Below are 20,813 nucleotides of genomic sequence, written 5' to 3'. Positions count from 1 at the left end.
ACAATCCACTCCCTGCTCAAATCAAAAAATAATCGCGGCCTTCGACCTGGCCCCGGCGCAGCGGGTTCCGTGTGCAATAAGGCGCGTAGCCCGCATCGACGAAGCGGTACATCAGGTGTTCATCACGCCCGCTGGGAATGCCCAGACGGGTGGTCTGGATGATCTGGGGCGGGGCCTGGCCCACGTCTTCAACGTAGAACCGTTCCTGATCGAAACGCTTGGCGTCCCACATCGGCACCTTCAGCCCCAGTGCTTTGCACAGCAAAGTCTGGCCAGCGCACAGCTTTTGTGAAGCGCGTGGGCTGCCGTCGGCATTCGGGTTGTTCAACAGCATTTGCGCCAGGCTCGCCGGGCCGGATAATTCATCGACCCACGGATAGGCCGATTTGATCAGCACGGCATTGCCCGGCCCATGGGCGCTGAAGTTCAGCGAGTCGCCGCCACGGGCGTAATACATGTAGATATGGCCACCATCCAGAAACAAAGCCTTACGCTTTTCTGTGTAGCCCAACGACGCATGGCTGCCTTTTTCCGCCACGTAATAGGCTTCGGTTTCAATAATTCGCGCTGAAAGCCAGATTTTTCCCACGCGATGACGGATGATTTTTCCGAGCAATGCCTGCGCAAGAATTTGTGCATCACGGTCGAAGAAGCTGTCGGGCAGGGCGCTGGCGGGGAGTTGGGGCGATGGGCTGGGCATGGCAGTCAGGGGTAAATACGGCTAAATGTGACGGAATCATAACAACTCCCACCTTAATTACCGCTGAACCCCAGGTTTTTACAGTTCATTTCGACCATCCGCCCCTCACCGCTGTCAGTCGGGCGGCGTCACAGCTATAATCTGCCGCTTTCCTCCCTGCCAAGACTCCCTGACCATGACTGAGTCCGTTCTTGACTACATGACCCGCCTGGGTCGCGCTGCCCGTCAGGCCTCGCGGTTGATCGCCCGTGCGAGCACCGCGCAGAAGAACCGCGCCCTGCTGGCCGCTGCCGACGCTCTGGATGCTTCGCGCTCCGAGCTCACTGCCGCCAACGAGCAAGACCTGGCCAACGGCCGCGCCAATGGCCTGGAGCCGGCCCTGCTGGACCGCCTGGCGCTGACCCCGGCACGTATCGACGACATGATCGAAGGCCTGCGTCAGGTGGCCAAGCTGCCTGACCCCATCGGTGAAATCCGCGATATGCGTTACCTGCCGTCCGGCATCCAGGTCGGCAAGATGCGCGTGCCCTTGGGCGTGATCGGTATCATTTATGAGTCGCGCCCGAACGTGACCATCGACGCCGCGAGCCTGTGCCTCAAGTCCGGCAATGCCACCATCCTGCGTGGCGGTTCCGAGGCGATCAATTCCAACCGCGCCATCGCCGCGTGCATCCAGCAGGGCCTGGCCGTGGCCGAGTTGCCCGCCGAAGTGGTGCAAGTGGTGGAAACCACCGACCGCGCCGCTGTTGGCGCGTTGATCACCATGCCGGAATTCGTTGATGTGATCGTGCCGCGCGGTGGCAAGAGCCTGATCGAGCGCGTCAGCCGTGATGCCAAGGTGCCGGTGATCAAGCACCTGGACGGCGTGTGCCATGTGTACATCGACATTGCCGCCGACATCGACAAGGCGATCCGCATCGCCGACAACGCCAAGACCCACCGTTACGCCCCGTGCAACACCATGGAAACCCTGCTGGTGCACGCAGGCATTGCCGAGCGCGTGCTGCCGCCGCTGGCTGCCATCTACCGGGACAAAGGTGTGGAATTGCGCGGTTGTGAGCGTACCCGTGCGCTATTGGGCGCGGACGTGATCGAGGCGACCGAGCTGGATTGGTACACCGAATACACGGCGCCGATCCTGTCGATCAAACTGGTCGACGATCTGGACGAAGCCATCGAACACATCAACACCTACGGCTCCAAGCACACCGACGCCATTGTCTCCGAGCATTTCAGCGATGCCCGGCGCTTCCTCAACGAAGTGGATTCCGCTTCGGTGATGATCAACGCCTCGACGCGGTTTGCCGACGGCTTCGAGTACGGCCTGGGGGCGGAGATCGGTATTTCCACCGACAAGCTCCACGCCCGTGGCCCGGTTGGCCTGGAAGGCCTGACCAGCGAGAAGTACGTGGTGTTCGGCGATGGTCATGTGCGCACTTGATGGGTAAACGCATCGGGTTGCTCGGCGGTACTTTCGACCCCGTGCACATCGGCCATTTGCGCAGCGCCTTGGAAGTCGCGGATGCCCTCGCGCTGGACGAGTTGCGCGTGATGCCCAACGCTCGGCCGCCCCATCGCGATACGCCGCAAGTGTCGCCGCAGCAGCGCCTGGAAATGGTGCGCCTGGCGGTGGAGGGCATAACGCCGCTGGTGGTGGACGACCACGAGCTCAAGCGTGACAAACCGTCCTACACTGTCGATACCCTGGAAGTGATGCGCGCTGAAATGGCCGCAGATGACCAGTTGTTTCTGCTTTTGGGCTGGGACGCATTTTGCGGCCTGCCCTCTTGGCATCGCTGGGAGGAACTCCTCCAGCATTGCCACATCCTGGTTTTGCAACGCCCGGATGCCGACAGCGAACCGCCGGATGCCTTGCGCAACCTGCTGGCCGCGCGGTCGGTAAGTGACCCCTTGGCCCTGACCGGGCCGAACGGGAATATTGCATTCGTCTGGCAGACCCCGCTTGCGGTGTCCGCCACCCAGATCCGTCAACTGCTGGCCAGCGGTAAGTCGGTACGTTTCCTGGTGCCTGACGCGGTCCTGGCCTACATCGATGCGCACGGGCTTTACCGTGCGTCGAACTGAAAAGGCGCGCTTGAACGCACGAAATGTCGTGCAGCGAGCGCCCGAACATACGAGCAAAACGAGTTTTATATGACGAACAAAGACGTAAGCAAAGTTAAGCGCAAAGGCACCTTCAAAAGCGCCCCGCTGCCGGTAGAAGCCCACGTTGGCCCAGAACTGGCTGGCGAAGAGCTGGTAAAAGTCGCCGTGGCGGCCCTGGAAGACGTTAAAGCCCAGGACATCCAGGTGCTGGACGTGCGCGACAAGCAGAGCATCACCGACTACATGATCATCGCCACCGGTACCTCGAACCGCCAGATCGGCGCGATGCTGGACAAGGTCCGCGAAGCTGTCAAAGCCCAAGGCGTCAAGCCACTGGGTGAAGAAGGCAAGGGCGACAGCGACTGGGTGCTGCTGGACATGGACGACGTGATCGTTCACATGATGACCTCCAATGCCCGTCAGTTCTACGACCTGGAGCGTCTGTGGAAAGGCGCCGAGCAGAGCCGTGCCGCCGATGGCAAGCACCACAGCCCGGAAGTGGGCCACGCGCACTTCGACAAGCTGAACAAAGACCAGGAATAAGGAACGGCTGTGCGCCTGCGTCTGATCGCTGTCGGTTCACGCATGCCCAAGTGGGTGGAAGAAGGCTGGCACGAGTATGCCAAGCGTCTGCCCGCTGAGCTGTCGCTTGAACTGGTGGAAATACCGCTTAACACCCGGGGCAAGAATGCCGATGTGGCGCGCTTTATCCGTCAGGAAGGCGAAGCCATGCTGGCCAAGGTCGGCCCCAACGAGCGCATCGTCACCCTGGAAGTGCACGGCAAACCCTGGAGCACCGAGCAGTTGGCGGTGGAGCTGGATCGCTGGCGCCTGGATTCGCGTACGGTCAACTTCATGGTCGGCGGCCCCGAAGGGTTGGCGCCGGAAGTCTGTGCGCGGGCTGATCAGCGTTGGTCGCTGTCGGCGTTGACGTTGCCGCACCCGTTGGTACGGATTCTGATCGGTGAACAGCTGTATCGCGCCTGGACAGTTCTGTCCGGGCACCCTTACCACAAATAATCTGCGCCCCTCCCGATGACCCAGCCGATCCGCATCAAGGACCACGAGAAAGACGCACGTCTTGTACGCGCTCGCGTGGTGTTTGGCGCAATCATGGTGGTGGCGTTGTTGGGTGTGCTGATCGCGCGCCTGTATTTCCTGCAGGTGATCCAGTACGACTATCACTCCACCTTGTCGGAAAACAACCGGGTGCATGTGCAGCCGATTCCGCCAACTCGTGGGCTGATTTTCGACCGCAATGGCGTGGTGGTGGCGGATAACCGGCCCAGCTTCAGCCTGAGCATGACCCGCGAGCGCTCCGGCGACTGGCAGCAGATCCTCGATGTGATCGTCGAGGTGCTGCAACTGACGCCGGAAGACCGGGTGATCTTCGAGAAACGCATGAAGCAGGGGCGCCGGCCGTTTGAGCCGGTGCCAATCCTGTTTGAGCTGACCGAAGAGCAGATCGCACGGATCGCGGTGAACCAGTTCCGTTTGCCGGGTGTGGAAGTGGTGGCGCAGTTGGTGCGCCATTACCCGCAAGGGCCGCACTTTGCCCACTCTGTCGGCTACATGGGGCGGATCAACGAGAAAGAGCTGAAAACCCTCGATCCGGTCAATTACAGCGGTACCCACCATATCGGCAAGACCGGCATCGAGCGTTTCTACGAGCCGGAGTTGCACGGCCAGGTGGGTTACGAAGAAGTCGAGACCAACGCCCGTGGCCGCGTGCTCCGGGTGCTCAAGCGTACCGATCCGGTGCCGGGCAAGGACATCGTCCTGAGCCTGGACATCAAGTTGCAGGAAGCCGCCGAGATGGCCCTGGGCGGTCGCCGTGGCGCGGTGGTGGCGCTGGACCCGAAGACCGGCGAAGTGCTGGCGATGGTCAGCCAGCCCAGCTTTGACCCCAACCTGTTTGTGACTGGCATCAGCTTCAAGGCCTATGCCGAGTTGCGCGATTCCATCGACCGCCCGCTGTTCAACCGCGTACTGCGCGGCCTGTATCCGCCGGGGTCGACGATCAAACCGGCGGTGGCGATTGCGGGGTTGGACGCGGGTGTGGTCACAGCCTCCAGCCGGGTGTTCGATCCGGGCTATTACATGCTGCCTAACTACGATCACAAATACCGTAACTGGAACCGCACCGGTGACGGCTATGTCGACCTGGACACCGCGATCATGCGCTCCAACGACACCTATTTTTATGACCTGGCGCACAAGCTGGGGATCGACCGCTTGTCCACCTACATGGGCAAGTTCGGCCTCGGCCAGAAAGTCTCCCTGGACATGTTCGAGGAATCCCCCGGCCTGATGCCGTCGCGGGAGTGGAAGCGCGCGACCCGTCGCCAGGCGTGGTTCCCGGGCGAAACCCTGATCCTCGGCATCGGCCAGGGCTATATGCAGGCCACACCGCTGCAACTGGCCCAGGCCACGGCGCTGGTGGCCAACAAAGGCATCTGGAACCGTCCACACCTGGCCAAGACCATCGAAGGCGAAAAACCGGTGGACGACAACCCGATCCCCGACATTGTGCTGCGCGACGCGTCGGACTGGACCAAGGTCAACCACGGCATGCAGCAAGTGATGCACGGCGCCCGTGGTACCGCGCGCAAGGCAGCCGTTGGCGCGCAGTACCGTATTGCCGGCAAGAGCGGTACCGCCCAGGTCGTGGCGATCAAGCAGGGCGAGAAATACGACCGCACCAAGGTCCAGGAACGCCACCGAGACCACGCCTTGTTTGTTGGCTTCGCGCCGGCGGATGACCCGAAAATCGTGGTCGCGGTGATGGTCGAGAACGGCGAGTCCGGCTCCGGCGTCGCGGCGCCGGTGGTGCGCCAAGTGATGGACGCCTGGCTGTTGGCCGACGACGGCAGGCTCAAGCCCGAATATGGCGGCCCCCCTTCAAGCACTGAGGTTACGGCCCGTGAAGAGTAATTTTGACCGCATCCTCTCCAGCGAAGATGTGATGCGTCGCCGTGCGACGTTGCTGCAACGCATGCACATTGATGGCCCGTTGCTGATCCTGCTGCTGACCCTGGCGGCCGGCAGCCTGTTCGTCCTGTATTCCGCCAGCGGCAAGAACTGGGATCTGCTGATCAAGCAGGCCTCGTCGTTCGGCCTGGGCTTGTTGTCGATGGTGGTGATCGCTCAGCTTGAGCCACGCTTCATGGCACGCTGGGTGCCCTTGGGCTATGTGGCAGGCGTATTGCTGCTGGTGGTTGTGGACGTGATGGGCCACAACGCCATGGGCGCGACCCGCTGGATCAACATTCCGGGGGTGATCCGCTTCCAGCCGTCGGAATTCATGAAGATCCTGATGCCGGCGACCATCGCCTGGTATTTGTCCAAGCGCACTTTGCCGCCGCAACTCAAACACGTGGGCGTCAGCCTGATCCTGATCGGCATACCCTTCATCCTGATCGTGCGCCAGCCGGACCTCGGCACCTCGCTGCTGATCCTGGCGGGCGGTGCGTTCGTGCTGTTCATGGGCGGTTTGCGCTGGCGCTGGATCCTCAGCGTACTGGCCGCCGCCGTGCCCGTGGCGGTCGCCATGTGGTTCTTCTTTATGCACGACTACCAGAAGCAACGGATCCTCACCTTCCTTGACCCGGAAAGCGACCCGTTGGGGACCGGCTGGAACATCATCCAGTCGAAGGCCGCCATCGGTTCCGGCGGAGTATTTGGTAAGGGTTGGTTACTGGGCACCCAGTCGCATCTGGATTTTTTGCCTGAGAGCCACACCGACTTCATCATTGCGGTGATGGGCGAAGAGTTCGGCCTGGTGGGCATTTGCGCGCTGTTGCTGATCTATTTGCTGTTGATTGGTCGCGGCCTGGTGATCACTGCGCAAGCGCAGACACTGTTCGGCAAATTGCTGGCCGGTGCCTTGACCATGACTTTTTTTGTTTACGTTTTCGTCAACATCGGTATGGTCAGTGGCCTGTTGCCGGTGGTTGGGGTGCCGTTGCCGTTCATTAGCTACGGCGGAACTTCGCTGGTGACATTGCTGTCAGCGTTTGGGGTTTTGATGTCGATCCATACGCATCGCAAATGGATCGCGCAGGTTTGAATAAGGTGAAGATGTCAATGCAAGTAATGCGCGGCTGGGCGACTCGGCACGCGTCCTGGATGGGCCTGATTGGCCTGCTGGGCGCAACGCAAGAGGCGCAGGCCGGTGACTACGATGGTTCACCCCAGGTCGCCGAGTTTGTCGGTGAAATGACCCGCGACTATGGTTTCGCCGGTGAGCAACTGATGGGCGTGTTTCGCGAAGCCCAGAAAAAGCAGGCGATCCTCGACGCCATCTCTCGCCCCGCCGAACGGGTGAAACAGTGGAAGGAATACCGCCCGATGTTCCTCACCGACGCCCGCGTGGCGCGAGGTGTGGACTTCTGGCGCCAGCACGAAGCGGTACTGGCCCGTGCCGAACAGGAATACGGCGTACCGGCCCAGGTGATTGTCTCGATCATTGGCATCGAAACCTTTTACGGGCGCAATACCGGCAGTTATCGGGTGATCGACGCGTTGTCGACCCTGGGTTTCGACTACCCGCCACGTGCTGACTTCTTCCGCAAGGAACTGCGCGAATTCCTGTTGCTGGCCCGTGAAGAACAGGTCGACCCGCTGACCCTAAAAGGCTCCTACGCCGGTGCGATGGGCTTGCCGCAGTTCATGCCGAGCAGCTTTCGCGCTTATGCAGTGGATTTTGACGGCGACGGGCATATCAATATCTGGAGCAACCCCGACGACGCTATTGGCAGCGTGGCCAGCTACTTCAAGCGCCACGGCTGGGTAGCCGGCGAGCCGGTGGTGATCCGCGCCGATGTCACTGGTGACCGCGCCGATGAAGGGCTGACCCAGGGCATCGAGCCGGCCAAGACGGTCGGGGAGTTGCGGGCGCTGGGCTGGTCGAGTCAGAATGCGCTGCCGGATGATATGCCGGTCACAGCATTCCGCCTTGAAGGCGAAAACGGCCCGGAATACTGGATGGGCCTGAAGAATTTTTACGCAATCACGCGTTATAACCGCAGTGTGATGTACGCCATGGCCGTGCATCAGCTGTCAGACATGCTGGTCCAAGCACGGGGCAACAAGTAATGCGGGCATCGCCGTTCAATCAACCGCTCAAGCTGGTGGCGTTCGCCGCGTTGTCCCTGCTGGTCGTCAGTTGCTCCACCAGCCGTGGTCCGGCGCAGAAGTCCGGGGGCGCGGTCGTCCGTTCCCAGCCGGGCCTGGACATCAACCGCGCACACAAAGACGGCGCGCCGTGGTGGGACGTCGACGTGTCGAAGATCCCGGATGCCACGCCGACCCTGCACACCGGTCCATACAAGGCCAACCCCTATACCGTGCTGGGCAAGAGCTACTTCCCGCTGCAGGAATCCAAGACCTACGTGCAATCGGGCACGGCGTCCTGGTACGGCACCAAGTTCCACGGCCAGAACACCGCCAACGGCGAAGTGTATGACCTGTACGGCATGAGCGCCGCGCACAAGACCTTGCCGCTGCCCAGCTATGTCCGTGTGACCAACCTGGACAACAACCGCACAGTGATCCTGCGTGTGAACGACCGTGGGCCGTTCTATTCGGACCGCATCATCGACTTGTCCTACGCCGCCGCGAAAAAACTCGGTTACGCCGAAACCGGCACCGCACGCGTGAAGGTCGAAGGTATCGACCCGGCGCAGTACTGGGCCCAGCGTGGCAAACCCGCGCCGTTGATGCTCAACGAGCCGCAAACCCAGCAGCCGCAAGTGACCGCCTCTACCGGCAAGATCGAGCAGTGGACGCCGCCACCGGCACAGCACGCGCCTGACACGGTGGTCGTGCCCCATGCCGCGCCTGGCGCTTCGATGGCCGGCGGGCAATACCTGCAGGTCGGCGCTTTCGCCAACCCGGATGCGGCAGAACTGTTAAGGTCCAAGCTCAGTGGCATGGTCAACGCGCCGGTGTTCATCAGCTCCATCGTGCGTAACCAGCAGACATTGCACCGTGTGCGCATGGGCCCGATCGGCTCGCCGAGCGAAGTGGCACAAGTACAGAACAGCGTACGCATGGCCAACCTGGGGCAACCCAGCGTGGTCACTGCCGAATAATAGAGAATTGATGGTTCAGGCTCGTGCGCGGGCTCGAACCCTGGTTGTTGGCTCGTTGAACAATAAAAACCCAGGGGCAAGGGGTGAGCGGGCAACCGAACACGCGACAGTCTGGTAACGGGCTGTCTGAATAAGTTTTGCCCGCGAGGGCAAGTTTCCATAAGCAATTTCGAGAGACGGATGAACATCACCACCTTAGCCAAACGCACGTGCCTGCTTCTTTCGCTGATCATCACCCCGGCCGCCTGGGCCGTTGAAATGGTGCCGGCTTCCCCGCAACTGGCCGCCAAGTCCTGGGTCCTCATGGATGCCGCCAGTGGCAACGTGCTGGTCGAGAGCAACGGTGACCAGCGCCTGCCGCCGGCCAGCCTGACCAAACTGATGACCGCCTACATCGCGACCCTGGAAATCCGTCGCGGCCAGATCGGCGAGAACGACCCGGTCACCGTCAGCGAAAACGCCTGGCGTACCGGCGGTTCGCGGATGTTCATCAAGGTCGGCTCGCAAGTCACTGTGAGCGACCTGCTGCACGGCATCATCATCCAGTCGGGTAACGACGCCAGTGTCGCCCTGTCCGAGCACATCGCCGGCAGCGAAGACGCGTTCGCCGACATGATGAACAAAACCGTGGCCGACCTGGGCATGACCAACAGCCACTTCATGAACCCGACCGGTCTGCCGAACCCAGAGCACTACTCGTCGGCTCACGACATGGCGATCCTGGCACGCGCGATCATCCGCGTTGACCCGGTGCACTACGCGATCTACTCCCAGAAGGAATTCTTCTGGAACAACATCAAGCAGCCTAACCGCAACCTGCTGCTGTGGCGCGACAAGACCGTTGACGGTCTGAAAACCGGCCACACCGACGAAGCTGGCTACTGCATGGTGTCGTCTGCTGTGCGTGACGGCCAACGCCTGATCGCCGTGGTCTTCGGCACCAACAGCGAGCAGGCCCGTGCGGCCGAGACGCAAAAACTGCTGACCTACGGTTTCCGCTTCTTCGAAACCCAGACCTTCTACCAGAAGGGTGCTGAACTGGCGACCGCGCCGGTGTGGAAAGGCGCGACCTCCCAGGTCAAAGCCGGCCTGGCCGAAGACCTGACCCTGACCATGCCTAAAGGCCAGCTGAAAAAGCTCGCGGCGAGCATGACCATGAACCCGCAATTGGTTGCTCCAATCGCCAAGGGTGATGTGATCGGCAAGGTCGAAGTGAAGCTGGATGACAAGGTGGTGCACAGCGCGGACCTGATCGCGCTGGACGCCGTCGACGAAGGTGGTATCTTCCGCCGCGTCTGGGATAGCATCCGTCTATTCTTCTACAGCTTGTTCAACTGATAGTGTGCACCTGCAAAGCCCCGTGTTGATCCGACGCGGGGCTTTGCCCGTCGCCACGGCTTACGCTTACGAGGCCGTTACGCCATGACCGATAAAGAAGTAAAGGCGCCAAAGATCGAATTCCCGGTGGTGGACTATCCCATCAAGGTGATCAGCGATACCGGTGTCGGCCGTAAAGACCTGATCCTCGAGATCGTGCGCAAGCACGCAACGATCAACGACCAGCGCGTGGACGAGCGATCCAGCTCGACCGGCAAATACACCACGATCCAGTTGCACATCGTTGCGATTGATCAAGACCAGCTCTACAACATCAACAGCGAACTGCGGGCCACCGGCTTCGTGCACATGGTGTTGTGATGTCTCAAATCCTGGGCTTTCGCGAGCTCGGCCGGATGGACTATGAGCCCGTCTGGCACGCCATGCAGCGGTTCACCAATGAACGCGGCACGTCGGCCCCCGATGAAATCTGGCTGGTGGAACACCCGCCGGTCTTCACCCAGGGCCAGGCCGGCAAGGCTGAGCATCTGCTGCTGCCGGGGGATATTCCGGTGGTGCAGGTCGACCGAGGTGGCCAAGTGACTTACCATGGCCCTGGACAACTTGTCGCATACCTCTTGCTGGACGTGCGCAAGCTGGGGTTTGGCGTGCGTGACCTCGTCAGTCGCATGGAGACTTGCCTGATCGAGCTGTTGGCCAGTTACGGCGTGACCGCCGCGGCCAAGCCCGATGCACCGGGTGTGTATGTCGACGGCGCGAAAATCGCTTCCCTGGGGCTGCGGATTCGCCATGGTTGTTCCTTTCATGGCCTGGCCCTGAACGTGGACATGGACCTGGCGCCGTTCCGGCGGATCAACCCGTGTGGTTATGCCGGGTTGGCGATGACGCAACTGAGTGACCATGCTTCACCGATTAAATTTGCCGAGGTGAGTGCCCGGCTGCGTGCGCAGCTCGTCAAACACCTCGACTATGCTGAGCAGACGACCCTTACGGGCGGAATCGACTGATTATGACTACTGATGCAGTGCAAACCATGATCCCGACGGTGGACGTTACCGACCGTCCGGCCCCGGCCCCGCGTGCCAAGGTGGAAGCCGGCGTCAAGCTGCGCGGCGCCGAGAAGGTTGCACGCATCCCGGTGAAGATCATTCCGACCACCGAACTGCCGAAGAAACCCGACTGGATTCGCGTGCGCATCCCGGTTTCGCCGGAAGTCGACCGTATCAAGGCCCTGCTGCGCAAACACAAGCTGCACAGCGTGTGCGAAGAAGCGTCCTGCCCGAACCTGGGTGAGTGCTTCTCCGGTGGCACCGCGACCTTCATGATCATGGGTGACATCTGCACCCGTCGTTGCCCGTTCTGCGACGTCGGCCACGGCCGTCCGAAGCCACTGGACGTCAACGAGCCGGAAAGCCTGGCCATTGCCATCGCTGACCTGCGCCTCAAGTACGTGGTGATCACCTCGGTAGACCGCGACGACCTGCGTGACGGCGGTGCCCAGCACTTTGCCGACTGCATCCGCGAGATCCGCAAGCTGTCGCCGAACGTGATGCTCGAAACCCTGGTGCCGGACTACCGTGGCCGCATGGACGTGGCGCTGGAAATCACCGCTGCCGAGCCGCCGGATGTGTTCAACCACAACCTGGAAACCGTGCCGCGCCTGTACAAGGCTGCGCGTCCGGGTTCGGACTACCAGTGGTCGCTGACCCTGCTGCAGAAATTCAAGCAGATGATGCCGCACATCCCGACCAAATCCGGCCTGATGCTGGGCCTGGGCGAGACCGACGAGGAAGTCATCGAAGTCATGAAGCGCATGCGCGAACACGACATCGATATGCTGACCCTGGGCCAGTACCTGCAACCGTCCCGCAGCCACTTGCCGGTGCAGCGTTTCGTGCACCCGGACACCTTCGCCTGGTTCGCCGAGGAAGGTTACAAGATGGGCTTCAAGAACGTGGCATCGGGCCCGTTGGTACGTTCCTCGTACCATGCGGACGAGCAGGCCAAGCTGGTCAAGGCGAGCTTGGTTTCGTAAGGCGTACCGCAGCCCAGACATGGGAGGGGCTTGCTGTGGTGAGCGGGCTTGCCCCGCGCTGGGCTGCGAAGCAGCCCCATCAACTGATGAGACCCACGGATGACTCAACTGACCGCTGCAGTACCGGCCCTCCGCAGCGAAGGCACCATCGCCCTCATCGCCCCCGCCGGCCCCGCCACCCTGGATGTGGAAAAAGCCGGTCAATGGATGCGCGCTCGCGGCTACGACCTGCGAATCTTCCCCGGCGTCTATGAGCGCGACGGCTACCTTGCCGGTCGCGATAAAACCCGTCTCAACGACCTGCACAAAGCCTTTGCCAATCCTGAAATCGACGCCATTTTCTGCCTGCGCGGCGGCTACGGCACGCCACGCCTGCTCGATAGCCTGGACTTCGACCTGCTGCGCGCCAACCCCAAGCCCTTCGTAGGCTACAGCGACATCACTGCGTTGCACCTGGCCATCAGCCGCTACGCCGGTTTTGTGACCTTCCACGGTCCGATGCTCAACGCCGACCTGTTGGGTGACAAGCAACAACCTACCGAGTCTTCATTGTTCAGCATGCTACGCGGTCAACTAGGTACCGGGAGCGTGCTCGCGCACCCGGCAGCCTATCCGCTGACCACCATTGAGCCTGGCATCGCCTGTGGTCGCCTGTTGGGTGGCAACCTGTCGATGATCGCGGCGGTCATGGGCACGCCTTTTGAGATCGACGCTGAAGGCATCATTCTGCTGATCGAAGACGTCAACGAGCCGATCTACCGCATCGACCGCCTGCTGACGCACCTGCGCCTGGCAGGCAAGCTGGCGCAGGTGGCCGGCGTACTGGTGGGGGATGTGGCGGGCGTGGATAGTGTTGCGCTGGAGCGGCTGCTCAAGCAGACCTTCGAACCGTTGCGCATTCCGGTGTTGTCCGGCTGGCGCAGTGGGCATTGCGATCCGAACCTGACGCTGCCGATGGGCGCGTTGGTGCGGTTGGATGCGGGGGAGCAGCGGTTGGTGTTGGAGCAGGATGTGGTCATCCGCTGAACTTTGTTGGAGCCGGCTTTCCGGCTCCAACAAAAGTTTTGCGTCAGCGGTTCTGCAGCGACTCCAGCAACTTCACCGTCGGATACCCATCCGCCGGCCACCCCAGCGCTTGCTGCGCCGCACGAATCGCCTTGCGCGTATTGGCGCCGATAATCCCGTCCGGGTTGCCCGCGTCGTAGCCATTGGCACTCAAGGCCGTCTGCAAGTCGATGCGCTGCGAGCGGCTCAATGGCAGTTCATCCTTCGGCCAATCGCCACGAATCACGCCACCACCACCGAAGCGTTCCGACAGCAGGCCGACCGCCAGTGCGTAGGACGACGAGTTGTTGTATTTGAGGATCGCGCGGAAGTTATCCAGCACCAGGAACGCCGGGCCACGGTAACCAGCCGGCAATAGCAGGGCGGCGGACAGTTGGTCGACATTTGGCGGCATGCTTGCACCAAAGGGCAACTGGATACCGAGTTTCATCCACTCGGCAACCGTCTTGCGTACACCACCATCGGCCAGGGCGTAATCGAAGTTCGCCGGTAGTTGTTTCACCTCGAAACCCCACGGCTGGCCTTTCTGCCAGCCGGAGCTTTGCAGGTAGTGCGCGGTGGAGGCGAGGGCGTCGGCCGGGCTGTTCCAGATATCGCGGCGACCGTCGCCATCGAAGTCCACGGCGTGGGTGTTGTAGGTGGTCGGGATAAACTGGGTCTGGCCCATGGCGCCGGCCCAGGAGCCTTTCATCTGGTCGGCCTGGATGTCGCCGTGCTGGATGATCTGCAACGCGGCCAGCAATTGCGCCTGGGCGAATGCCGGGCGACGGCCTTCGTAAGCCAGGGTCGCGAGGGAGCGGATCACCGAGTTATTGCCCTGGAACTGGCCGAAGTTGCTCTCCATGCCCCAGACCGACACCAATGCCTGGCGGTCGACGCCATAACGTTGTTCGATGCTCTGCAGGATGTCGGCGTACTTGATCAACAGCGCCTGGCCATTGCGTACGCGCAGGGGCGAGAGGGCGCCGTCGAGGTATTCCCACACTGGGCGGGAAAACTCAGGCTGGCTGCGGTCCGCGCGGATGACCGCCATGTCGGGGGTGACGTTGGCGAACGCGTTGTCGAACACCGCAGCAGTGATGCCGGCCTGCAGGGCTTGCACACGGAAACCCGCCTGCCATTCGGCGAAGGTCTGGGTCGGTTGGATATCCAGATTGTCCACAGCCAGCGGGGCCACGACAGCGGGCGCTACCACAGGGGCGGTCTGGAGCTTGGGCAGGGGTTGAGCGTCGGCGGCGGTGGGTTTTTCCGCGCAGGCGACGAGCAGAATGAGGCTGGAGGCAGCGATCAATTGGCGAAGGTGCCAACGACGGGAAAGACTAGAGGGCATGCACAGGTCCAGGGATTACAAATCAGGTGCAGACCTTATCATGCCAGAGGGGGGCTTGCCTTCAGGCAGCCAGAAAGTAAGAAGCCTCCCAGCTATTAGACTGGAAGGCTTCGCGGCGGTAGCTGCCTTTGCCCTTGCCGGCGCGTTCTTGACGGCTGCGGAACAGTGGCTGGGCGATGATGGATTTGGCCTTGTTGGGGCCATGCTTGGATGGCTTTTTACTCATGGTCGTTACTCTCGGTAGGTAGGATGAAGCGGTGCAAATCATCTGCCGATGTTGCGCCGCTGTAAAGCCCTTCGAGAGGTAGGACTATTCTGCCGGCAGTGTCAGGCGCTGGCCGGCCATTAACAGCGACAAACGGCTCAGGCTCATCCACGGCGAACCGGCCGCCTGGCCCTTGATCTGCGCGTCAATGCGCTGCGCTTCCAGCAAGAGCTGCGCCCAGCGTTGCGCCGAGTGCCGTTGCAGGGCTTTGCTCATCAGCGGTTTGCGCTTGTCCCACACCGGTGGTCGGGCCTGGCTGAAGCATTTGTCCAACGGCGTGCCCTGGCTGTATTGCAGCGCAATATTGGCCAGTACTCGCAACTCCCGGGCCAGGGCCCAGAGAATGACCGGTGGTTCCACGCCTTCGCCGCGCAGGCCTTCGAGCATGCGCAGGGCGTGGGCGGGTTCGCCATTGAGGATCGCGTCCACCAGCCCGAACACATCAAAGCGCGCGCTATCGGCCACGGCACCTTGGACGGTCTCGACGGTAATCTGCCCGTCTTCGGCCATCAGCTTGAGCTTTTCGATCTCCTGGGCGGCGGCCAACAAGTTGCCTTCGACCCGGGCTGCGATCAGCTCCACCGCGTCCTGGGTTGCCGACAGCCCCGATTGGGACAGGCGCTGGCGAATCCACTGCGGCAACTGGTTGCTGTCCACTGGCCAGATCTGGATGAACTGGGTTTGCGCCCCTTCCACCAGGGCCTTGCCCCACTTGGTTTTCTGCGCACTGCCGTCGAGCTTGGGCAGGCTGATCAACAGCACTGTGTCTTCGGCGGGGCGTGAGCAGTATTCCATCAGCGCGGCGGCGCCTTTGTCCCCAGGCTTGCCCGAAGGCAGGCGCAGTTCCAGCAGGCGCTTTTCTGCAAACAGCGACATGCTCGCGCCGGCTTGCAGCAGCGTGCCCCAGTCGAAACTGGCGTCGGCGCTGAACACCTGGCGTTCGTCGAAGCCTTGCTGGCGTGCAGCGGTGCGGATGGCGTCGGCGGCTTCCTGGCACAGCAGCGGGTCATCGCCGCTGACGATATAGACAGGCGCAAGGCCACCTTGCAGGTGTTTGGCGAGTTGGGCGGGAGCGAGTTTCATAGGCAGGGCGAACGGGGCGCTTGGGGCGCCCCGTCGGGCTTACTCGACAGGGACTTCAACAGGCGATTGCTTCGGCGTGTTGTCTTCGTACTCTTTGGCGGCTTTCAGCGCGTCGGCGTCAGCCTTGGCCTTGTTGTCAGCCTGTTGCTGCAAGGTCTCCAGTTGTTCCGGAGTGATCATCGACAGACGCAGCACCATGCGCTGTACCAGTTCGCGACGCATTTCCTTGCGTACCTGGGTGATTTCGGAGTCCGAACCCACCAGGTTGTTGCCGTCGTGGCTGACGATCTTCTGTACTTGGATGCTGTCACCCATCAAAGGCAGGTGGTCACGGCCCTGGACTTCAAAGTTGAGCTGGGTTGCCAGTTCGATATCGGAAGCACGCCCGGCGCTGGCGTAGCTCAGGTTGCGCTGGGTTTCTTTTTCGTTGGCCAGGAACAGCTTGTAGGTCGCGCCGGTGTAGACGTGAACGCCGCTGTTTTCCAGGACCTGGCGCAGCTGGGTCACGGTTTCGCTGTAGGCGTCGCGGGCACTGACGTCCAGTTCCTTGATCGCCAGGTCGTTGGTGCCGGTGCCGCGCAGCTGGAAGCCGCAAGCGCTCAGCAGTACGGCAAGGCCCATCACCAGCAAATTGCGTTTGATCATTGTGTTGCTCCCCTTGAAACCATGTGGGCCTTATCGAGGCCCTGAAGGCTTTATTCGGCGCAAGGCTCTAGCCCTGCGCCCGATCCGATTAGCTAGCGACGATATTGACCAGTTTGCCAGGCACCACGATCACTTTGCGGATCGTCAGGCCTTCGGTAAAGCGCAGCACGTTTTCGTTGACGCGGGCAGCCGCCTCGACGTCTTCGCGGCTGGCGGTGGCCGGCATGTCGATCTGGCCACGCAGTTTACCGTTGACCTGGATCACCAGTTGCAGCGTGTCCTGTACCAGGGCGCTGTCATCCTGCACCGGCCAGCGTGCGTCGATGACGGCATCGCTGTGGCCCAAACGGTTCCACAGGTCGTGGCTGATGTGCGGCGTGATCGGCGCCAGCAGCAGGGTGACCGTTTCCAGGCCTTCCTGTACCAATGCGCGATCCTGTTCGGTGGCTTGTGGCGCTTTTTCCAGCACGTTCATCAGCGTCATCACCTGGGCGATGGCGGTGTTGAACTTGTGGTTCTGGCCCACGTCCTGGCTGGCTTGCTTGATGGCCAGGTGGGTGCTGCGGCGAATCAGTTTCTGCTCGTCGCTCAAGGCGGTCACGTCCAGCTTGCCCGGCAGGCCCTGGCTGATGTGGGCATGCGCCAGGCGCCAGACGCGCTTGAGGAAACGGTGCGAACCTTCGACGCCGGAGTCGGACCATTCGGCGCTCATGTCTGGCGGCGAGGCGAACATCATGAACAGGCGGCAAGTGTCGGCGCCGAACTGGTCGATCATCGACTGTGGGTCAACGCCGTTGTTCTTCGACTTGGCCATCTTCTCGGTGCCACCGATTTCCACCGGCAGGCCGTCGGCGATCAGCTTGGCGCTGATGACCTTGGCTTTGCTGTCGCGCTCAAGCTCCACGTCAGCCGGGTTGAACCAGGTGTAGGCACCGTTGGCTTCGCGGCGATAGTAAGTCTCGGCGACCACCATGCCCTGGGTCAGCAGGTTCTTGAACGGCTCATCGGAGCTCACCAGGCCTTCGTCACGCATCAGCTTGTGGAAGAAACGCGCGTACAGCAGGTGAAGAATGGCGTGTTCGATACCGCCGATGTACTGGTCGACCGGCAACCAGTGGTCGGCTGCGGATTTTTCCACCAGACCGCCCTCGTAGTGCGGCGAGGCGTAGCGGGCGTAGTACCAGGAGGACTCGACGAAGGTGTCCATGGTGTCGGTTTCACGCTTGGCAGGCTGGCCGCATTTCGGGCAGCTGCACTCGTAGAAGTCAGGCATGCGCGCCAATGGCGAACCGGCGCCGTCCGGCACCACATCTTCCGGCAGGACCACCGGCAGTTGGTCTTCCGGTACTGGCACGTCGCCACAGCTTTCGCAGTGGATGATCGGGATCGGGCAGCCCCAGTAGCGCTGGCGGCTGATGCCCCAGTCGCGCAGGCGGAACTGAGTGCGCGAGGCGCCCAGGTTCTTCTTGATCAGGGCAACTTCGATCGCATCGAAAGCGCCCTGGAAATCCAGGCCGTCGAACTCGCCGGAATTGATCAGGGTGCCGTGCTCGCCGTAGGCGTCTTGCCATGGGGCCGGGTTGGTATCGCCCGAGCTGGTGCGCACCACGGATTTGATCGGCAGGCTGTATTTAGTGGCGAATTCGAAATCGCGCTCGTCGTGAGCCGGCACTGCCATTACGGCGCCATCGCCGTAGTGCATCAGCACGTAGTTGGCGACCCATACCGGCAGCTTCTCGCCAGTCAATGGATGCTCAACGAACAGCCCGGTCGGCAGGCCTTTTTTCTCCTGGGTGGCGACGTCGGCTTCGGCCACGCTGCCGCCTTTGCATTCGGCGATGAACGCCTGCAGTTCAGGGTTGTTCTGTGCGGCCTGGGTGGCCAGCGGGTGTTCGGCAGCCACGGCGACATAAGTCGCGCCCATCAGGGTATCGGGACGAGTGGTGAAGACTTTCAGTGCGCCCGCTTCGCCGATGGAATCGACGTTGTACGGGAACTGCACTTCCATGCCCTTGGATTTGCCGATCCAGTTGCGTTGCATGGTCTTGACCTGTTCAGGCCAGCCCGGCAGGTCGTCGAGGCTCGACAAGAGTTCATCCGCGTAGGCGGTGATCTTGAAGTAGTACATCGGGATTTCGCGCTTTTCGATCAGCGCGCCGGAGCGCCAGCCGCGACCGTCGATCACTTGCTCGTTGGCCAGTACGGTCTGGTCCAGCGGGTCCCAGTTCACGGTGCCGCTCTTCTTGTAGATCACGCCTTTTTCGAACAGGCGCGTGAACAGCCACTGTTCCCAGCGGTAGTAATCCGGCTTGCAGGTGGTCACTTCGCGGGACCAGTCCACCGCCAGGCCCAGGCTGCGCAGCTGGGACTTCATGTAGGCGATGTTTTCGTAGGTCCACTTGGCGGGAGCCACGTTGTTTTTCATCGCGGCGTTTTCCGCCGGCATGCCGAAGGCGTCCCAACCCATGGGTTGCAGAACGTTCTTGCCTTGCATGCGCTGGTAGCGGGAAATCACGTCGCCGATGGTGTAGTTACGCACGTGCCCCATGTGTAGCTTGCCGCTGGGGTAAGGGAACATCGATAGGCAGTAGTAAGTCTCCTTGCCTGGCTGTTCACTGACTTCAAAGGACTTTTGCTCGTCCCAGAAGGTTTGGGCGGCATTTTCTATTTCACGGGGCTGATATTGTTCGTGCATGGCTACTTTTGAACTGAATAGGGGTGGCCTAATCCTCTTCGGTGCAACGTTCAGGTTGATCGACACCAAAAAGCGGCGCGTCCGTGCCCAAACCCTGCGGGAAGTGGAGTTACAGGAAGCGCCGTAGCATACATGACCCCACTCTATCGAGGGAAACCCTGATTGCGCAGGCAGGGCCGTCTGTCGCGGCGCCAGGCGTGCCCGGCCACGAGGACTACGCTGTTTATTGGGGAGCAAGTCTTTCTTCAATGAGGTGAGGGGATGGTTGAATCGCAAAGAATCGTATCGAAACCGGATGTCTACGAAGGACTGATCGACCGCTTGGGTCGTGCATTGGATGCAGCGAGGACAGCGGGCCGATTGCGTGATGAACGGCCTGTGGAGTTGGAACTGCGCGGTCTGAGTCGCGCGGAGCTGGAACTGATCAAGGCGTATCTGGAAAGGAATGGGTGCAGTGCGCCTCCTTGGGTGGCAACCCCGCCAATCAAGGAGCCTACGCATTCAGCCAAGGTGGTGTGGCTCAAGGACTTGTCGGCCGGTCGTGGCCCGGAAAAGCTCCGGTCCGCCCGCTACAAGTAATTCATTGCCCCCCTGAACGGCTTCACCACGCCGTTTCACTGTAAGCATGTCACCGTAAAGATTGTCGCTAAACCCCGTTACACCTTAGGCTTCGGGCATCTATGGAGATGCCCGATGCCTATTCGTTATTTCATCAAACAATTGCTTCTGCCGCCCGGCATTCTTTTGCTGTTGCTGGCGCTTGCCTGGTGGTTTCGCCGTAGTCGCCCGCGTTTGGCGGCGTGCTGCTTTACCCTGGGTTTTGGGGGCATGTGGCTGATCAGCTTGCCAGTGATGGTGGAGTGGGGCGCTCGGGCCCTGGAAACCGAACCGCCATTGGCCCGGGAAGACTGGTCGACCTTGGCCCAGCGCGCCGACGCCATCGTGGTACTGGGCTCCGGACGCGAGCGCGGTGACCCGGCCTGGGGCACCGACCAGCCCACCGGGATCGGCCTGGAACGCCAGCGCTATGCCGCACGACTGGCCAAGGCTTCCGGCCTGCCGGTGCTGACTACCGGCGGCCTGCATTACGGCACGCCGCCCAGCGAAGCGGAGTTGATGGCGGTGTCGATGCAGGATGACTTCGGCGTAGCGGTGCGCTGGAAGGAAGAGCGCAGCCGTACCACTTGGGAAAATGCGCAGATGAGCGCCGAGATTCTATTGCCGGAGGGCATTAAACGCGTGGTGGTGGTGACCCAGGCCTGGCACATGCCGCGTTCGGTGTGGAGCTTTGAGAAGGCAGGCTTCACCGTGGTGCCGGCCCCCGTGGGTTTCCTGGGCGTGGACAACGCTCGGCCGCTGGGTGGGTGGATGCCGGAGTTCGTCTCAGTGTGGCGCAGTGGGCAATTGATCAATGAGGCCGTGGGGCAGTTGGGTTACCGGCTGTTTTACCGATAAC

Annotated in this window: 21 protein-coding genes; 15 read left to right on the top strand and 6 right to left on the bottom strand. The window is 61.6% G+C overall.

Features of this window, described 5'->3' with window-relative positions; all coding sequences use genetic code 11:
* Window positions 1-16: 16 nt before the first annotated feature.
* Window positions 17-700 carry a DNA-3-methyladenine glycosylase gene (locus OZ428_RS29520; protein WP_269132111.1) on the bottom strand — a complete coding sequence of 228 codons (684 nt, stop codon included), beginning with the start codon at window positions 698-700 and terminating at the stop codon, window positions 17-19.
* Window positions 701-875: 175 nt separating this feature from the next.
* Between OZ428_RS29520 and OZ428_RS29515 the strand changes: the two genes are divergently transcribed.
* From OZ428_RS29515 to OZ428_RS29455, 13 genes are all read left to right on the top strand, one after another.
* Window positions 876-2,141, top strand: coding sequence for a glutamate-5-semialdehyde dehydrogenase (locus tag OZ428_RS29515; RefSeq protein ID WP_038847496.1), 1,266 nt, complete (start codon window positions 876-878; stop codon window positions 2,139-2,141).
* Window positions 2,141-2,785 carry a nicotinate-nucleotide adenylyltransferase gene (gene nadD / locus OZ428_RS29510; RefSeq protein WP_033896435.1) on the top strand — a complete coding sequence of 215 codons (645 nt, stop codon included), beginning with the start codon at window positions 2,141-2,143 and terminating at the stop codon, window positions 2,783-2,785. The genes OZ428_RS29515 and nadD overlap by 1 nt, the downstream gene beginning before the upstream one ends.
* A 69-nt stretch (window positions 2,786-2,854) precedes the next feature.
* The gene (rsfS, locus tag OZ428_RS29505) at window positions 2,855-3,349 is read left to right on the top strand and encodes a ribosome silencing factor (protein ID WP_003237041.1); all 495 of its coding nucleotides are present in this window, start codon (window positions 2,855-2,857) and stop codon (window positions 3,347-3,349) included.
* Window positions 3,350-3,358: 9 nt separating this feature from the next.
* Complete coding sequence (gene rlmH, locus OZ428_RS29500; RefSeq protein ID WP_003176297.1) at window positions 3,359-3,826, top strand: 23S rRNA (pseudouridine(1915)-N(3))-methyltransferase RlmH; 468 nt, start codon at window positions 3,359-3,361, stop codon at window positions 3,824-3,826.
* Between the two features lie 15 nt (window positions 3,827-3,841).
* Entirely contained in the window at window positions 3,842-5,740 is a 1,899-nt protein-coding gene (gene mrdA, locus OZ428_RS29495; RefSeq protein ID WP_033896437.1) for a penicillin-binding protein 2, read from the top strand.
* A 31-nt stretch (window positions 5,741-5,771) separates the two neighbouring features.
* Window positions 5,772-6,875: a rod shape-determining protein RodA gene (rodA, locus tag OZ428_RS29490; RefSeq protein WP_017735626.1), complete on the top strand. Its 1,104-nt coding sequence runs from the start codon at window positions 5,772-5,774 to the stop codon at window positions 6,873-6,875.
* A gap of 17 nt (window positions 6,876-6,892) precedes the next feature.
* Entirely contained in the window at window positions 6,893-7,903 is a 1,011-nt protein-coding gene (mltB, locus tag OZ428_RS29485; protein ID WP_010206788.1) for a lytic murein transglycosylase B, read from the top strand.
* Window positions 7,903-8,901 (top strand): septal ring lytic transglycosylase RlpA family protein, encoded by a 999-nt coding sequence (locus tag OZ428_RS29480; protein ID WP_033896438.1) that lies wholly within the window; start codon window positions 7,903-7,905, stop codon window positions 8,899-8,901. Before mltB ends, OZ428_RS29480 begins: the two co-directional genes overlap by 1 nt.
* 180 nt (window positions 8,902-9,081) lie before the next feature.
* Entirely contained in the window at window positions 9,082-10,239 is a 1,158-nt protein-coding gene (locus OZ428_RS29475) for a D-alanyl-D-alanine carboxypeptidase family protein (RefSeq protein ID WP_033896439.1), read from the top strand.
* 84 nt (window positions 10,240-10,323) lie between these two features.
* Window positions 10,324-10,599, top strand: a complete 276-nt coding sequence (locus tag OZ428_RS29470; protein WP_010206784.1) for a DUF493 domain-containing protein — start codon at window positions 10,324-10,326, stop codon at window positions 10,597-10,599.
* A complete protein-coding gene (gene lipB / locus OZ428_RS29465) occupies window positions 10,599-11,246 on the top strand; it encodes a lipoyl(octanoyl) transferase LipB (protein ID WP_177112015.1) in 648 nt (215 codons plus the stop codon). Before OZ428_RS29470 ends, lipB begins: the two co-directional genes overlap by 1 nt.
* Before the next feature lie 26 nt (window positions 11,247-11,272).
* Window positions 11,273-12,274, top strand: a complete 1,002-nt coding sequence (gene lipA / locus OZ428_RS29460) for a lipoyl synthase (RefSeq protein WP_017735632.1) — start codon at window positions 11,273-11,275, stop codon at window positions 12,272-12,274.
* A 108-nt stretch (window positions 12,275-12,382) separates the two neighbouring features.
* Window positions 12,383-13,300 (top strand): S66 peptidase family protein, encoded by a 918-nt coding sequence (locus tag OZ428_RS29455; protein WP_269134235.1) that lies wholly within the window; start codon window positions 12,383-12,385, stop codon window positions 13,298-13,300.
* A 43-nt stretch (window positions 13,301-13,343) separates the two neighbouring features.
* On the opposite strand, the gene OZ428_RS29450 is transcribed toward OZ428_RS29455, so the two are convergent.
* The 5 genes from OZ428_RS29450 to leuS form a co-directional block, all read right to left on the bottom strand.
* Entirely contained in the window at window positions 13,344-14,669 is a 1,326-nt protein-coding gene (locus tag OZ428_RS29450; RefSeq protein ID WP_033896442.1) for a lytic murein transglycosylase, read from the bottom strand.
* 61 nt (window positions 14,670-14,730) lie between these two features.
* Complete coding sequence (gene arfA / locus OZ428_RS29445) at window positions 14,731-14,895, bottom strand: alternative ribosome rescue factor ArfA (protein WP_003176285.1); 165 nt, start codon at window positions 14,893-14,895, stop codon at window positions 14,731-14,733.
* Window positions 14,896-14,979: 84 nt separating this feature from the next.
* Entirely contained in the window at window positions 14,980-16,017 is a 1,038-nt protein-coding gene (gene holA / locus OZ428_RS29440) for a DNA polymerase III subunit delta (protein ID WP_033896443.1), read from the bottom strand.
* Window positions 16,018-16,056: 39 nt separating this feature from the next.
* On the bottom strand, window positions 16,057-16,662 hold the full coding sequence (locus OZ428_RS29435) for an LPS-assembly lipoprotein LptE (protein ID WP_269132110.1): 606 nt from the start codon (window positions 16,660-16,662) through the stop codon (window positions 16,057-16,059).
* Between the two features lie 88 nt (window positions 16,663-16,750).
* Window positions 16,751-19,357 (bottom strand): leucine--tRNA ligase, encoded by a 2,607-nt coding sequence (gene leuS / locus OZ428_RS29430; protein ID WP_269132109.1) that lies wholly within the window; start codon window positions 19,355-19,357, stop codon window positions 16,751-16,753.
* A 261-nt stretch (window positions 19,358-19,618) separates the two neighbouring features.
* Between leuS and OZ428_RS29425 the strand changes: the two genes are divergently transcribed.
* Window positions 19,619-19,936: a hypothetical protein gene (locus OZ428_RS29425; RefSeq protein ID WP_269132108.1), complete on the top strand. Its 318-nt coding sequence runs from the start codon at window positions 19,619-19,621 to the stop codon at window positions 19,934-19,936.
* 114 nt (window positions 19,937-20,050) lie between these two features.
* Window positions 20,051-20,812, top strand: coding sequence for a YdcF family protein (locus tag OZ428_RS29420; RefSeq protein ID WP_269132107.1), 762 nt, complete (start codon window positions 20,051-20,053; stop codon window positions 20,810-20,812).
* Window position 20,813 lies beyond the last annotated feature (1 nt).

It is taken from the genome of Pseudomonas sp. GXZC, from assembly GCF_026967615.1.
Taxonomy (GTDB): Bacteria; Pseudomonadota; Gammaproteobacteria; order Pseudomonadales; family Pseudomonadaceae; genus Aquipseudomonas; species Aquipseudomonas azotoformans_A.
This window is presented reverse-complemented; position numbering and strand designations above follow the sequence as displayed.